The 14,401-nt window shown below is 69.8% G+C and carries 16 protein-coding genes, 1 tRNA gene and 1 other RNA gene; 9 read left to right on the top strand and 9 right to left on the bottom strand.

Annotation, left to right across the window (positions count from 1 at the left end; translation table 11 throughout):
* Window positions 1–9 precede the first annotated feature (9 nt).
* From otsB to RAC69_RS00425, 3 genes are read right to left on the bottom strand one after another with little or no spacing between them, the layout of a single operon-like run.
* Entirely contained in the window at window positions 10–807 is a 798-nt protein-coding gene (gene otsB / locus RAC69_RS00435; protein ID WP_375084387.1) for a trehalose-phosphatase, read from the bottom strand.
* A gap of 46 nt (window positions 808–853) precedes the next feature.
* Window positions 854–2,260, bottom strand: coding sequence for a trehalose-6-phosphate synthase (locus tag RAC69_RS00430; RefSeq protein WP_375084386.1), 1,407 nt, complete (start codon window positions 2,258–2,260; stop codon window positions 854–856).
* Between the two features lie 50 nt (window positions 2,261–2,310).
* Window positions 2,311–3,579, bottom strand: coding sequence for an MFS transporter (locus RAC69_RS00425; protein ID WP_375084385.1), 1,269 nt, complete (start codon window positions 3,577–3,579; stop codon window positions 2,311–2,313).
* Window positions 3,580–3,807: 228 nt separating this feature from the next.
* Here RAC69_RS00425 and RAC69_RS00420 point away from each other — a divergent pair, with 228 nt between their 5' ends.
* Window positions 3,808–4,083 carry a hypothetical protein gene (locus RAC69_RS00420; protein WP_096715909.1) on the top strand — a complete coding sequence of 92 codons (276 nt, stop codon included), beginning with the start codon at window positions 3,808–3,810 and terminating at the stop codon, window positions 4,081–4,083.
* Window positions 4,084–4,121: 38 nt separating this feature from the next.
* On the opposite strand, the gene RAC69_RS00415 is transcribed toward RAC69_RS00420, so the two are convergent.
* From RAC69_RS00415 to RAC69_RS00405, 3 genes are read right to left on the bottom strand one after another with little or no spacing between them, the layout of a single operon-like run.
* Window positions 4,122–5,324 carry an acetyl-CoA C-acetyltransferase gene (locus RAC69_RS00415; RefSeq protein ID WP_375084384.1) on the bottom strand — a complete coding sequence of 401 codons (1,203 nt, stop codon included), beginning with the start codon at window positions 5,322–5,324 and terminating at the stop codon, window positions 4,122–4,124.
* Between the two features lie 36 nt (window positions 5,325–5,360).
* Entirely contained in the window at window positions 5,361–6,008 is a 648-nt protein-coding gene (locus RAC69_RS00410) for a 3-oxoacid CoA-transferase subunit B (protein ID WP_375084383.1), read from the bottom strand.
* Between the two features lies 1 nt (window position 6,009).
* Entirely contained in the window at window positions 6,010–6,783 is a 774-nt protein-coding gene (locus RAC69_RS00405; RefSeq protein ID WP_375084382.1) for a CoA transferase subunit A, read from the bottom strand.
* Between the two features lie 105 nt (window positions 6,784–6,888).
* On the opposite strand from RAC69_RS00405, the gene RAC69_RS00400 reads away from it, so the two are divergent.
* The 4 genes from RAC69_RS00400 to RAC69_RS00385 are packed head-to-tail and all read left to right on the top strand — an operon-like array spanning window position 6,889 to window position 9,885.
* Entirely contained in the window at window positions 6,889–7,677 is a 789-nt protein-coding gene (locus RAC69_RS00400; RefSeq protein WP_375084381.1) for an IclR family transcriptional regulator, read from the top strand.
* Between the two features lie 36 nt (window positions 7,678–7,713).
* Window positions 7,714–8,151 (top strand): MarR family winged helix-turn-helix transcriptional regulator, encoded by a 438-nt coding sequence (locus tag RAC69_RS00395; RefSeq protein ID WP_375084380.1) that lies wholly within the window; start codon window positions 7,714–7,716, stop codon window positions 8,149–8,151.
* Window positions 8,148–9,377 (top strand): MFS transporter, encoded by a 1,230-nt coding sequence (locus tag RAC69_RS00390; RefSeq protein WP_341934706.1) that lies wholly within the window; start codon window positions 8,148–8,150, stop codon window positions 9,375–9,377. Before RAC69_RS00395 ends, RAC69_RS00390 begins: the two co-directional genes overlap by 4 nt.
* A gap of 34 nt (window positions 9,378–9,411) precedes the next feature.
* Window positions 9,412–9,885 carry a YbaK/EbsC family protein gene (locus tag RAC69_RS00385; RefSeq protein WP_375084379.1) on the top strand — a complete coding sequence of 158 codons (474 nt, stop codon included), beginning with the start codon at window positions 9,412–9,414 and terminating at the stop codon, window positions 9,883–9,885.
* A gap of 73 nt (window positions 9,886–9,958) precedes the next feature.
* Here the strand turns inward: RAC69_RS00385 and RAC69_RS00380 are convergent.
* A tRNA-Lys gene (locus RAC69_RS00380) sits at window positions 9,959–10,031 on the bottom strand.
* Window positions 10,032–10,179: 148 nt separating this feature from the next.
* Here RAC69_RS00380 and hisN point away from each other — a divergent pair.
* The 4 genes from hisN to RAC69_RS00360 all read left to right on the top strand — a co-directional run bounded on the left by hisN (window position 10,180) and on the right by RAC69_RS00360 (window position 12,947).
* Complete coding sequence (gene hisN, locus RAC69_RS00375; protein ID WP_375084378.1) at window positions 10,180–10,977, top strand: histidinol-phosphatase; 798 nt, start codon at window positions 10,180–10,182, stop codon at window positions 10,975–10,977.
* Window positions 10,978–10,991: 14 nt separating this feature from the next.
* Window positions 10,992–11,561, top strand: a complete 570-nt coding sequence (locus RAC69_RS00370; RefSeq protein ID WP_375084377.1) for a hypothetical protein — start codon at window positions 10,992–10,994, stop codon at window positions 11,559–11,561.
* 173 nt (window positions 11,562–11,734) lie between these two features.
* Window positions 11,735–12,073: an ATP-dependent DNA ligase gene (locus RAC69_RS00365; protein WP_375084376.1), complete on the top strand. Its 339-nt coding sequence runs from the start codon at window positions 11,735–11,737 to the stop codon at window positions 12,071–12,073.
* Between the two features lie 10 nt (window positions 12,074–12,083).
* Window positions 12,084–12,947, top strand: a complete 864-nt coding sequence (locus RAC69_RS00360) for a transposase (RefSeq protein WP_375084375.1) — start codon at window positions 12,084–12,086, stop codon at window positions 12,945–12,947.
* Window positions 12,948–13,078: 131 nt separating this feature from the next.
* On the opposite strand, the gene RAC69_RS00355 is transcribed toward RAC69_RS00360, so the two are convergent.
* Window positions 13,079–13,558 (bottom strand): hypothetical protein, encoded by a 480-nt coding sequence (locus tag RAC69_RS00355; RefSeq protein ID WP_375084374.1) that lies wholly within the window; start codon window positions 13,556–13,558, stop codon window positions 13,079–13,081.
* A 414-nt stretch (window positions 13,559–13,972) separates the two neighbouring features.
* Window positions 13,973–14,342: a transfer-messenger RNA gene (ssrA, locus tag RAC69_RS00350) on the bottom strand.
* Window positions 14,343–14,401 lie beyond the last annotated feature (59 nt).

Genomic DNA, 14,401 nt, shown 5'->3' with positions numbered 1-14,401 from the left:
GACGGAAGTCTATTCCCGACGGGCAGCGCGCTCGTCCGCCAGGGCGCCCAGAAGGAGGGCGATCTCCTGTGGGTTCTCCACACGCAGGGTCGCCGCGGTCTCCCCCGGTCCGACCCGCACGCCGAGATCTTCGCCCTCGAGCACGCGCATCGCGTCCTCGTCGGTCACGTCGTCGCCGGCGAAGAGGATCGCAGTGGCGGCGAAGTGTGCGCGGAGCGCCGCCATCGCGGCATCCTTCCCCTCCGTCCGCGACGAGAACTCCAGGACGCGGTGGCCGGAGCGACGACGCCAGTGCGGGAAGCGCGCGGCGACCAGCTCGTCGATCTCGGCGAACACCGCTTTCTCGACCTCGCGGGTGGCTGTACGCGTGTGGACCCCCATCCCGAACGTCTTCGGCTCGAGCTCCGCACCCTCGTATCGGTCGATGATGGGGCGGGCGGCGGCCCAGAGCTCCTCGCGATCGCCGTCGGCCGTCGCGGGACCGTCGGCGTCCGCGTCGCCCACTCCCGGGTACCAGTACTGCGCACCGTGCGAGCCGGCGAGGGCGATGAGCGAGTCGTCGGTGTGCTCCGTGATGACGCGCAGATCGTGCATGCTCCGACCGGAGACGTAGGCCACGACCGTGTCGGGGAGCTCGGCGAGGCGCGCGACCTGCGCCGCGACCTCGGGGAGCGCCCGCGCGGCCATCGGGTCGGGAACGAGCGGAGACGCCGTCCCGTCGAAGTCCAGTGCGACGACCAGCCGCTGTGTCGCGGCGATGGCGCTCAGGACGGGGTCGGACGATCCGGGGGTCCAGCTGCGGGTCACGGGAGAGTCTCCAATCGACGGGTCCCCTCCAGTATGGCCGTCCGGATCAGCGCGCCCTGACCTCGGAGAGAGCCTTGAGGAAGGAATTCGACCACGCGGTGACGTCGTTCTCGAGCACCCGGCGGCGCAGCGATCGCATCCGCCTCGACTGCTCGGCCGGCGTCATCTCGACCGCGGACATGATGGCGTCCTTCAGCCCTGCGATGTCATGGGGGTTCACGCGCACGGCCTGTCTGAGCTCGTCGGCGGCGCCGGTGAACTCGCTGAGCACCAGCACTCCCCTGTTGTCGGCGCGCGTGGCGACGTACTCCTTGGCGACGAGGTTCATGCCGTCCCGGAGAGCCGTCACGAGCATGACGTCCGCCGCGAGGTAGAGCGCGACCATCTCCTCGCGCGGATACCCCTGGTGCAGGTAGCGGATCGCCGTGTGCCCCATCGTGTCGTGGTCGCCGTTGATGCGGCCGACCGCGAGCTCGATCTCGTCACGCAGGTGCACGTAGGCGTCGACGCGCTCCCGGCTGGGGCTCGCGACCTGCACAAGGGTGACGTCCTCGACGTCGAGACGACCGTCCTCCAGCAGCTCGCCGTACGCCTTGATGCGGTGACGGATGCCCTTCGTGTAGTCGAGCCGGTCCACGCCGAGCAGGATCTTGGAGGGGTTGCCGAGGCTCTCCCTGATCTCCTGCGCACGCGCCCTGATGTCGGGGCGGGCCGCGAGTTCGAGATAGGGCGCGGTGTCGATGGAGATCGGGAACGCCTTGGCGACCGCCGACCGTGTGCCACCGTCGGCCGTCGGCACGGCGACGTTCGAGCCCTTCACCTCGTACTTGAGGCGACGGCGGACCGCCGTGAGGAAGTACGTGGCGTCCTGAGCACGCTGGAACCCGATCACGTCCGCCCCGAGCAGACCGGTGAGCACCTGGTCGCGCCACGGCAGCTGGGCGTAGAGGCCGTGCGCCGGGAACGGGATGTGGTGGAAGTACCCGATCGTCACGTCAGGACGCAGGTCGCGCACCATCTGCGGCACGAGCTGCAGCTGGTAGTCGTGCACCCACACCGTCCCATCCTGGGCCGCGACGGATGCGGCGGCCTCCGCGAAGCGGCGGTTCACCCGCACGTACGCGTCCCACCATTCCCGGTGGTACTGCGGCGGCGCGATCACGTCATGGTAGAGCGGCCAGATGGTGTCGTTCGCGAAGCCCTCGTAGTAATCGGCGACCTCGTCGGCGCTCAGCGACACCGGCACCAGATCGATGCCGTTGATCTCGAACGGCTCGAGCTCGGCGTCGGGCTGCCCGGGCCAGCCGACCCAGGCTCCGCGGGCGCTGCGCATCATCGGCTCGAGGGCTGCGACCAGACCGCCGGGCGACGTCCGCCATTCCTCCGCGCCGTCCGGACCGACGATGCGGTCGACCGGGAGGCGGTTGGCGACGACGACGAAATCTGCGGGCATGGGGGAAGGCTCCTGACGATCCGGTGCGGTGCTCCTCAGGCTACAGAGGCTCAGACCGAGGCTACGCGAGGTGCTGTGCCACTCAGGCGCCAGTTGACAAGCGCCGCGGCGAACGCTACCCCGGCCGCGGCGATCGGGAGCGCGAGCGCAGCCCCCGTTCCGAGGTTCTCGGCGAGCTCCCCCGCGACGGCTGCGCCGATCGACTGCCCGACGATGACCGCGGATCCGAGCATGGTCATGACGGTCGCCGAGCGTCCGAGCGGGCTGCGAGCGGCTCCGAGGCTGTACTGCGTCACGAGCGTCGGCCCGATGCCGACGCCCATGATGGCGAGCGCCACCATCATCGTCGCCGGGGCGTCCACGAGCAGCAGCAGCAGGGTTCCGCCGAGCAGGATCGCCGAGAAGACGAGCCAGCGGGCGCGCAGCGTGAACCGCGCGGGAAGCCAGGCCACACCGAGTGCGAGGAGCGCCGAACCGACGCCCATGACGCCGTAGAGCAGTCCGGCCTCCTCCGACGCACCCCGATCGGCCATGAACGAGGTGAGAGACGTGAGCGTGGTCCCGAAGAACATCCCGACGCCGAGGATGCCGAGGACGACGACGAGCACCCGGGGGTGGAGCAGCTCGGATGCCGAGGACGGCGCCCTCCCGTCGTCGCCGCGGTGGATCGACACGGCCCTGGCACTCGGGTGCAGCGCGAAGCCTCCCACGAACAGGACGGTGAGCGCGGCCGCTCCGATGAGGGGCGCCCAGGGCGCGATCACGGACGCGAGGATGCCGACGAGGAAGGGCCCGAACACGAACACGGTCTCATCCGCGGCGGATTCATACGCCATGGTTCCCGACAGCGTGCGCGGACGCACCGACTCCGGCATCCGCTCGGTGATCATCGTCACCAGCCTGGAGCGCGACATCGGCGCCACCTGCGGCGCGGTCGCGCCGATGCCGAACGCGGCGACGAGAACGAGGAGATCGGCGGCCTCGCCGTAGACGACGAGGGTGAACACGACGAGCATCGCACCGTTGGCGATCGCGAGAGCGACCAGCACGAAGCGCTGACCGAACCGATCGGCGGCCGCGCCCAGCAGGGGCCCGAAACATGCGGTGCCGAGGCCGACCGCGGCGGAGGTGAGCCCGCCGAGCGACAGGGAGCCCCGCGCCGAGACGACGACCGTGAGCACGCCGACGACCATCATCGCGAAAGGCAGACGCGCGATGAACGCGATGAGGAAGTAGGAGATGCCCGCCGTGCGGATGAGGCTTGAGGCGGGCGGCGTCGCCGTGTCGACGGAGGATGTCGAGGAGGAAGCGTGTGTCATGGCTCTCGCGCGTCCGCGGACGCGGGGTCGGGTGCCGCCGCTGTCCGCCGGGGAGCCGGCGGCCGGTAGATACACGGGTGCGGCCGCGGACCAGCCGCGACCCCTCCATGGTACCGCGCTCCGATCGGCTGTCGCTGGACGGCTTCCGGCTGCCGCGCGCCCTGACAGGGTCGCGCCGGGTTGTCAAGGCTGGGCGAGCCGCGCCGCACGCCGGGTAGCGTGTGTGGCATGAACTACCTCACCAGCACCGGACTCCTCGGCGCGATCATGTCGGGCGCCTCCCTGCTCCGCGGTTCCCGCGAGACGCCGATCACCTGGCGCGCCGCGCTCGCGTGGGTGAGCTGGGGCATCACGTTCGCCCTCGCGATCGGCGCCGTCATCGACACCCGGCGCGCCAAGCAGGGCAAGCCGGTCTCGAAGGACTCCCCCGTCTACGCCAAGCAGCAGAAGGAGCGGGAGAAGAAGGAGAAGAACCTCTCCAAGGAACTGAAGCGCTCGCGCTGACCGTCCACCGCCTCGCTCTCACCGGGTGAGGCGGCCCCTCAGCGGGTGAGGAGGAGCGCTTCGCCCTGACCGCCGCCGCCGCACAGTCCGACGGCCGCCACTCCGTTGCCGCGCCTCGTCAGTTCGTGCACGGCGTGGACGACCAGACGGTTGCCCGATGCGCCGATCGGATGCCCGATCGCGATGCCGCCGCCGTGGATGTTCACGACCGCGCTGTCGAGGCCGAGCTCGGACTGCGACCGCGCGACGACGGCTCCGAACGCCTCGTTGATCTCGACGAGGTCCAGGTCGGCGGGAGCGATGCCCTGCTTCTCGCAGGCCTGTTCGATGGCGCGAGCCGGCTGCGCGTGCAGTGAGTTGTCCGGCCCGGCCGTCTGACCGCTCGCGCCGACGGTGGCGAGCACGTCCCAGCCTTTCGCGGCCGCCGTGCCGCGCGTGGTCACCACGACGGCGGAGGCGCCGTCGGAGATCTGCGACGAGTTCCCGGCGGTCAGCGAACCGCCCTGGGCGAACGCCGCTCGAAGTCCCGCGAGCGACTCGACCGTGGTGTCGGGGCGCACGCCCTCGTCCGTCGACACCACGAGGGGCTCCCCCTTGCGCTGCGGCACCTCGACGGGCACGATCTCCGCGTCGAACACTCCGGCCTGCTGGGCAGCCGCCGCACGCTGATGCGAGAGCGCGGCGACCGCGTCCTGTGCCTCTCGCGACACCTCGTAGCGCTCGTTGTGCCGCTCGGTCGACGCCCCCATGCTCTCGCGGTCGAAGGCGTCGGTCAGTCCGTCGTACGCCATGTGGTCGAGCACCTCCACCGACCCGTACGCCCATCCGTCGCGCGACCCCATCAGCAGGTGCGGGGCGCGCGTCATCGACTCCATCCCCGCGGCGACCACGACCTGGGCATCGCCGGTGCGGATCATCCGTGCCGCATCGATGATCGCGGTGAGGCCCGACAAGCAGACCTTGTTCACGGAGTGCGCGGGCACGTCCCAGCCGATGCCCGCGCCGATCGCGGCCTGGCGAGCGGCGTTCTGCCCCGACCCGGCAGCGAGGACCTGACCGACGATCACGGCATCCACGTCGGCGGCATCCACGCTTCCCCGCTCGAGGGCGCCACGGATCGCGAGAGCGCCGAGCTCCGGGGCGGTGAAACGGGCGAGCTGCCCCTTGAGGCGGCCCTGCGGGGTGCGCGCTGCGGCGACGATCACGACGTCGTGGTCGTCGGGTGCGGTGTGGTGTGTCATGTCGGCATCCTTCCGATGTCTGCGGTCGGCTCGCGGTCAGTGTGCGAGTGCGGGGGCGATGATGAGCGGCGGCTCGGTGGCGTCGATCACCTGCTGGACGGTGACTCCCGGAGCTGTCTCGACGAGCACGAGACCCTCTGCGGTCACGTCGATCACGGCGATGTCGGTGATGATCCGGTCGACCACCGCGCGACCGGTGAGGGGGAGGCTGCACGTGTTCACGATCTTCGCGGACCCGTCCTTCGCGACGTGCTCCATGAGCACGATCACCCGCGCGGCTCCGTGCACGAGGTCCATGGCGCCGCCCGGTCCCTTGACCATCTTGCCCGGGATCATCCAGTTCGCGAGGTCGCCGCTCGCCGACACCTGCATCGCTCCGAGGATCGCGGCGTCGATCTTCCCGCCGCGGATCATCCCGAAGCTCGTCGCCGAATCGAAGAACGCGGCGCCTGCGAGCACGGTCACGGTCTCCTTGCCCGCGTTGATGAGGTCGGGGTCGACAGCATCCTCGGTCGGATAGGGTCCGACCCCGAGGATGCCGTTCTCGGACTGCAGCACGACCGTGACGTCGCACGGCACGTGGTTCGGTACGAGGGTCGGCAGCCCGATGCCGAGGTTCACGTAGGAGCCGTCCTCGAGCTCGGCCGCGGCGCGCGCGGCCATCTCGTCACGCGTGAGCGCCATGTCAGGCTCCTTCCGTGGCGACGGTGCGCCGTTCGATGCGCTTGGGGATGTCGGTGCCGACCTTGACGACCCGATGCACGAAGACACCGGGGAGGTGGATGCTGTCCGGGTCGAGTTCGCCCGGTTCGACGAGGCGCTCGACCTGCGCGATGCAGACGCGCCCGGCCATGGCGGCCAGCGGATTGAAGTTGCGGGCGGCCTTGTTGAAGATCAGGTTGCCGTGGCGGTCGCCCGCGAGAGCGTGCACGAGCGAGAAGTCGGTCGTGATCGCCTCCTCGAGGACGTACTCACGGGGCGTGCCTGCGACGTCGAACGTCCGCACGTCCTTCGCCGGTGACGCCACATCGACGGTTCCGTCGGAGCGGTAGCGGCGCGGGAGTCCTCCCTCGGCGACCTGCGTGCCGACTCCGGTCTGCGTGTAGAAGGCGGCGATGCCGGAGCCGCCTGCGCGCAGCTTCTCGGCGAGGGTGCCCTGCGGGGTCAGCTCGAGTTCGAGTTCGCCGGAGAGGAACTGCCGCTCGAACTCCTTGTTCTCCCCTACGTACGACGAGGTCATCTTGCGGATGCGCTGGGCGCGGAGGAGGATTCCGAGCCCCCAGTCGTCGACGCCGCAGTTGTTGCTGACGATGCTGAGGCCCGTCGTGCCCTGCGCGAGCAGCGCCTCGATGAGGGCGATCGGATTGCCGGAGAGTCCGAAACCGCCGACAGCGAGCGATGCTCCGTCGGGGATGTCGGCGACGGCGTCCGAGGCGGACGCCCACTGCTTGTCGATCACGTGTGCTCCTTCGAAGACGTGCTTTCGTCCAGCGTGCGCTCTCCGCGGGCCTCGGAGGAAGCCCGCTCTTGCGATGTGGCCGCTCTCTCACCTAGCGTCCACATTATGGAACGACAGATCCGCACCGTCCCCGGGGCGCAGGCGATCGCCCGCGCCGCCTCGCTGCTGCGGCTGGTGACCGCCGGCGGCGCGGACGGAGCGAGCCTGCAGTCGCTCGCGCAGGCGGCCGACCTCTCGCGGTCCACCGCGCACCGCTTGCTGTCCGCGCTGCGCGCCGAGGGTCTGGTGGACCGCTCCGACGACACCGGACGCTGGATGCCGGGGCCCGAGCTCTTCCTCATGGGATCTGTCGCGGCGGCCCGGTACGACATCACGGCACTTGCTCGCGACATCGTGCGCTCGCTCGCCGTCAAGACCGAGGAGAGCGCATTCCTCTCGGTGCGACGGGCGGATGAGACCGTCTGCCTGCTGCGCGAGGAGGGCTCGTTCCCGATCCGGTCGTTCGTGCTCAGCGAAGGCGTGCGATTCCCGCTGGGCGTCGCCAGCGCCGGGCTGGCCATCCTCGCCTTCCTCCCCGACCACGATGTGGATGCCTACCTCGACCGCCACCCCGAACTCGCGGAAGGATGGGGTCGCACGCACGGTGAGGCAGCGCTGCGCACCCGCCTCGTCGAGACCAAGGAGCGCGGCTACTCCGTGAACCCCGGGCTCATCGTCGAGGGCAGCTGGGGCCTGGGGGCAGCGGTCTTCGATCGCCAGGGCCGCCCGGAATGGGCCCTCAGCCTCACCGGCGTGGAGTTCCGCTTCAGCCCCGATCGCACGCCCGAGCTCGGACGGATCCTGCTCGCGCACGCCCATCAGCTGTCAGCGCGGATCTCGGGCGCACGCCGCTGACCTCCTTTACATACCATTGGGTATATACTTCATGGTATGAATCGCCAGGACGTCATCCCCTCGCTCGTCCTCTCCTCCTATGCCCTCGCGCGCATCGCCGCTCAGGACGCCGGGAACGAGGCCCCGGCCGCGCAGTGGCGCGTCCTGAGCCTACTCGAGCAGAACGGACCGAGACGGGTCGGCGAGCTCGCCCAGGCCGCGCGGACCACGCAGCCCGGCATGACGCGACTGCTCGGCGCACTGGAGCGGGAGAGCCTCGTGCTGCGCTCCCCCGTCCCCGAGGACTCCCGGGCCACCGCGGTCGCGATCACTCCGGAGGGATCCCGCGCCCTGCACGCGTGGCGGGAGGAGTTCCGCGACACCCTGGCACCGCGATTCACCGATCTCGACGCCGACGACTGGCGAGCCCTGACCAGGGCCGCCGAGATCCTCGCCGCGCACACCACCACCGACTCGACAGGAGCATCGCAGTGAGCAGCAGTACCACCACCTCCGTGTGGAAGCAGCCGGCACAGGTCTGGGCAGTCGCCTTCGCCTGCGTCGTCGCCTTCATGGGCATCGGGCTCGTCGATCCGATCCTCCCGGCGATCGCGGAGTCCCTGCAGGCGAGTCCGTTCGAGACCGAGCTGCTCTTCACGAGCTACCTCGCCGTGACGGGCGTCGCGATGCTCGTCACCAGCTGGATCTCGAGCCGCATCGGCGCGAAGCGCACCCTGCTGATCGGCCTCGCACTGATCGTGGTCTTCGCGCTGTTGTGCGCATTGAGCGGCAGCGTCGACGCCGTGATCGGCTTCCGCGCGGGATGGGGACTCGGCAACGCGCTCTTCATCTCCACCGCGCTGGCGACGATCGTGGGCGCCGCGTCCGGAGGCAGCGCCGCGGCGATCGTGCTCTACGAGGCCGCGCTCGGTCTGGGCATCGCCATCGGTCCGCTGCTCGGCGGCATCCTCGGCGAGCAGAGCTGGCGCGCCCCGTTCTTCGGTGTCGTGGTGCTCATGGCGATCGCGTTCGTGGCGGTTCTCGTGCTGCTGCGCGGCCCGCAGGAGAAGCGCACACCCGTGCCGTTCTCCGCCCCGTTCACGGCACTGCGGCGTCCGGCCCTGGCGATCCTCGCGGTCGCCGCGCTGTTCTACAACATCGGCTTCTTCATCCTGCTCGCGTTCTCGCCGTTCCCCCTCGGCTTCGGTGCGATGGGCATCGGGTTCACGTTCTTCGGCTGGGGCGTAGCGCTGGCTGTGACGAGCGTCTGGGTCGCACCCTTCCTCATGCGCCGGATGCCGCGCACCCGCGTCATCCTCCTCGTCCTCCCGCTCCTCGCCGTCGACCTCGTCGTCGCCGGGCTGCTGGTCTCGTCCGCCGCCGCGCTCGTGACATGCATCGTCATCGGCGGTCTGCTGCTCGGCATCATGAACACCGTGCTCACCGAGGCGGTCATGGAGGCCACCGACCTGCCCCGCTCCGTCGCCTCCTCCGCCTATTCGGCCGTGCGGTTCCTCGGCGGAGCCATGGCGCCGCCGCTCGCCGCAGCCCTGTGGCACGCGCTCAACGCCACCGTGCCGTACCTCGTGGCCGCTGCGGCCGTGCTCATCGCCGCTCTCACCGTGTTCCTCGGACGCAAGGCTCTCGCGCACATCGACGACGAGCCTGCGGACGCCGAGACCGAGGATGCCGCGGCGATCCTCATCGGCGACGCCGCGTGATCGCATGGCCCCACCGTCTCGGTACGGTGGGGCCATGGCCGATCTCTCCGAGCGCAGCATCCTCGTCCGCCAGCACCTCGCCCGCGCGGGCGTCGAGGCGGAGATCCGGGTGCTGCCGGACTCCGCTCGGACGGCCAGGGCGGCAGCCGACGCCATCGGCTGCGAGGTCGCGGCGATCGCGAACAGCCTGGTGCTGGAGGCCGACGGCGCGCCGATCCTCGTGATGACGAGCGGCGGCCATCGCGTCGACCTCGACGTTCTCGCGCGGTCGATCGGGGCGGTCGACGTGTCCATGGCTCCGCCCGCCGTCGTGCGTGAGGCCACCGGACAGGCGATCGGCGGCGTCGCGCCCGTCGGGCACCCCTCTCCCCTGCGCACGTTCATCGACGAGGCACTGCGCGACCACGATGTCATCTGGGCGGCGGCCGGTCCTCCGCACACCGTGATGCCGTTGACGTTCGACACCCTGACGCTTCTGACAGACGGAACCGTCGTCGCCGTGGTGTGAGCGCCCGCCGGCACGGGGCGCCGTGGACGCGAAAAAGCCCCGGAATCTGGCGAGAGATTCCGAGGCTGATCCGTGCACCCCCAGGGACTTGAACCCTGAACCCACTGATTAAGAGTCAGTTGCTCTGCCGATTGAGCTAGAGGTGCGTGGTCCGGGTGATTCCCCGACCGAGGAATTACATTACCAGCCGACGAGCGCTGGGCGAAATCGAGGCCGGGGCGCATCGAGCCCGCGCGTGTCGCCGCATGTCGCCGCTGCCGCTCGCCTGGAAACGACGCCGGTTATCCTTGAGGCGTGACCGCCACCCCCGCTGCCGCCGACCTGTCCCGCGACCTCGAGCTCGCCCTCCGGCTGGCCGACGCCGCCGACGCGCAGTCCCTGCCCCGCTTCGACTCCGCCGACCTGCAGGTGTCGAGGAAGGCGGACAGCTCGCACGTGACGGATGCCGACCTCGCCACCGAGCGCGCGATCCGCGACGTCCTCTCGACCGAGCGCCCTGACGACGGCGTCTTCGGCGAGGAGTTCGGCGCCGAAGGCGACACCCACAGGCAATGGATCATCGACCCGATCGACGGCACGGCGAACTTCCTCAGGGGCGTGCCGCTCTGGGGCACCATGATCGCCCTCGCGATCGACGGCGTGCCGCAGGTCGGAGTGGTGAGCATGCCGGCACTCCGACGACGGTGGTGGGGCGCTGCGGGCCTCGGCGCGTGGACCGCGACCGATCACGACCCCCGGCGCATCGAGGTGTCGGCGGTCGACTCCCTCGATGACGCGAGTGTGAGCTTCCAGAGCATCGCCCAGTGGACGCGCGCCGGTCACCGCGACCAGCTCCTCCGCCTCGCCGACCGCGTGTGGCGCGACCGCGCCTACGGCGACATCTACGCCTACATGCTCCTCGCCGAAGGCCGCATCGACATGGTCGCCGAGTTCGACGTGAAGGAGTACGACATCGCGGCGGCCGTGCCGATCGTCCGCGAAGCCGGCGGACGCATGACCGGCTTCGACGGCGCGGAGACGATCTCCGACCTGTCGACACTCGCCACCAACGGCGTCCTCCACGACGCGTTCCTCGAGCTCCTGCACGATTGATCCGGAAGCCAGCGATGAAGCCCCGCATCCCCGCCGCCGTGTTCGGCATCCTTCTCCTCGCCCTCGCGCTCACCGCGTGCGGGGCGACGCCCGACTCGGACGCCTCGCCGACGCCCGATGCGCCGAAGCCGACGCCGAGTGCGACGCCCGCGCCCGCGTCGTCGCCGACTCCGACCGCTGACGCTGCGGAACCGGCCTGCGACACGATCATCTCGCCGGGCACCGTCGACGCACTCACCTCACAGGGGTGGACGTTCGAGGAGAAGGAATTCGTGATCGGCGACGTGCCGCTCCCCGACGGTCTGCTGTGCTTCTGGGCGGACTACAGCGTCGCATCCGACCACGGCCAGCTGTACGGGTGGTCGCAGATCGATCCGGACGACGCGTCGCGCGCGCAGACCGCGCTACTCGGAGAGGGCTGGACACGCGAGGACGGTGCCGACGGCATCTACCTGACCGAGAACCCGCAGTTCTCGATGGGCACCGACGAAGACGGCTACGGCATGACGTACCTGTTCGGTGACGGATGGGTGAAGTTCGCCGATACCCGCCAGGGACTCATCCTCATCGACTGGGCTGGCTGAAGAGCACATTCCGCGCACCGGTGATTACACCGGGCGAAGAGGAAGCACGCCACCCTCGCCGCCGGCATACCGGCTGCGTCGCGGCGTGTGAGAGTGAGACCATCTCCACTCAGCGATCACCCGATCGTGCCTTGTGATGCAAGCTCCGTGGTGACGCAGCAGAAGGACCGAGGATGGGCAAGTTCATCTACGAGGGCGGACCGAAGGTCGAGATCGAGGACCGCGCCCTCACCCACATCCAGCTGGTCATGACCGCGAAGCTGCGCCGTGGCGAGCCGTTCCCCTTCTCGTGGCGCGAGGACTCCAGCGTCGGCGGTGGCCGCACGACGGTCTGGATCCATTCCGGCAGCTCGATCGTCTTCAAGTACTTCGGCAGCCGCTCTCCCTCCGTCAACCGCGCCTGGGTCGAAGCTCTCGCCTACACGGCGAACACCCCCACCGGGATGTATCTCGTGCCCGAGCCCGCAGAGACCGCGGCCATCGACAAGGTGGGCGAGTCCGCCGCGGTGTAACCTCGCTCGCATGAGCGCGGCATCCTCCCTCTCCGAGATCGCAGCCGAGCTCTACACCCAGCCGCTCGGCGACTTCATCGCCGCACGCAACGCCCGAGCCGCCGATACGTCGGACAAGGCGCTGGCGACCGGCATCCGCGCCCTGCGCAAGCCGTCCGTCGCCGCCTGGGTCGTCAACGTCTTCGCCAGCGAACGCGCGTCCCAGCTCGGCGAGGCCCTGCAGCTCGCGGCGGAGCTGCGCGAGGCGCAGGAGGACCTCGACGCGAAAGCACTCGCGCAGCTCGGACGCGATCGCCGCGCGCTCACCGCCCGGCTGGCGGCAGCCGCGGCGGATCTCGCGGAATCGAGAGGCGAGCGGGTCACCCCGTCGACGAGGGATGCCGTGCAGCAGACGATCTCCGCGGCGTTCTTCGACCCGGATGCCGCAGCCGCTGTCGCCTCGGGCCGGCTGGTGCGGGAGCTCGAGCCCACCGGGACGTTCGCCGACGCCATGGACACGATCGTCGGCGGCGGCCTCCCCTCCGCGCCGCTCGCGCCCTCGGCACCGCCCGACGAACTGAAGGCCCGCCGCGCGCGCCGCGACGCGGAACGGGCGGTGCGCGAGGCGGAGCAGGCCCGCGAGCGGGCTGCGCGCGATGCCGCCAAGGCCGAACGCGTCGCCGAGGAAGCGGCCGGCCGAATCGACGACCTCACCTCGCGAGTGGCCGAGCTCGAGAAAGAACTCGACCGCGCCCGCAGGGAGGCGGAACACGCCATGACCGATGCCGCAGACGCGAGCGAACGCCGCGCAGAGGCGTCGCGGGCCGCCGACGAGGCCGAGAATGCCGTGACAGCGGCGCGCGCTGCGCTCGACGCCCTCGACGGCTCCCGCTGATCCCGTGCCAGCGCCGCGGAGTACGCGGGCGCGACGAAGCCCCCGCGCGGACACGGGGTGGTGCGGGGGTGTCGACGGTGGGATCATCGTGCCATGGGGACGGGCGGACCCCGCCGCGGCGATCGGGCAGTTCAGCGGGGTCCGCTCGCCACGATCGCGTCGTGTGCTGCCGGGTGGGCGGGGCGGGAGAACACCACGGATTCGGCGAGATCCGCGACGGCGGCTGCGCGTCGCTGTTCGAGCTCGGTCGCTTCGCTGAATCGAAGCGCGGCCAGCTCTCGTTCAGCGCGCAGGGCGAGGCTGATCGCGGCGAGGTGGTCTGCGATCACGGTGGCAAGACCGTCGCGGAGTTCTTCGAGGTTGGTGTTGGCGATCTCGAGGCGTCGGTCCGATACGCGGAGTTCGACGGTGGGAAACCCGGACGACGTCAGGTGATCGCGGGTCGCACCGTCGTGAATCGCAGCGGCTTCGTCGCGGTCCGCTTGCCTGGTGAACACCGCCTCGACGGTGTACCGATCGGGGGCGTCGTCCGTCATCAGCGTCGGCGGTAGGGAGCCGACCAGGACGGAACCGAGGCCGAGCGGGGAATCGTTCTTCAGTTGTGCACTCATCCACTGACGATACGCCCTCAAGATGTGTGCACTCGCAGGTTGTCCGTCGCTCGGCAGATCGCCCGATCCTCGACAAAGGAGGGGTTCTCACGAAGCAGACGACGCCACCGGAATGTGAGAACCCCTCCGTCGGAGCGCCCCGTCGGAACCCCATTCCGCGTTCGGGGATCGGCTCTGAATTCCGACCGTACGTTCATCGAACCCGGCGACACACCCCATGGCGTGATGCGAAGGTCGGGCGTAACCTTCCTTGCCGACTGAAAGGGATGCCGGTCCGCAGCATACTCCGACGGCAGTCGGGACCGGTCTCGTCCCGACCTCCTGACCTCGCCGCTGCGCACCTCCTGTACGCAGAGAAGGCCCGCCTCCCTCGTGATACCAGGGAGGCGGGCCTCGTTCCGTGTGACAGCGACCTGGTGGAGCTGGGGGGAATCGAACCCCCGTCCAACGCTGAGTCTCCACGCCTTCTCCGGGCGCAGTCTGTGGAAGCGTTCTGCTCGGCTCCGACCTTTGTCACAGACACCCAAGTCGACGAGCCCAGCCTGGGAAGAGTCCCACGTGACGTCCAGACGCCGTCACGCAGCAAGATTCCTAGATGACGCCAGGATCCGTATCGGAATCACATACGGTCTGACGGACTATCGGGCTCGCTTAGGCAGCGAGGGCGAAGTCGTTGCGCTTGGTTTCGGCAACTATTGTTTTGCAGAGAGCGTTTACGAGATAACTCTGCATCCTCGGCCCGCTTCTCGTGGATTCACAGGCGCTGTCGAAACCGATCAGCCCCGTGGTCCTTCTCTCGAAGGAGCCGCTGTCACTCTGTGGATTTTTCACCTCGGGGAGCGA

The organism is Microbacterium sp. LS_15 (genome assembly GCF_041954735.1).
Classification (GTDB): domain Bacteria; phylum Actinomycetota; class Actinomycetes; order Actinomycetales; family Microbacteriaceae; genus Microbacterium.
This window is presented reverse-complemented; position numbering and strand designations above follow the sequence as displayed.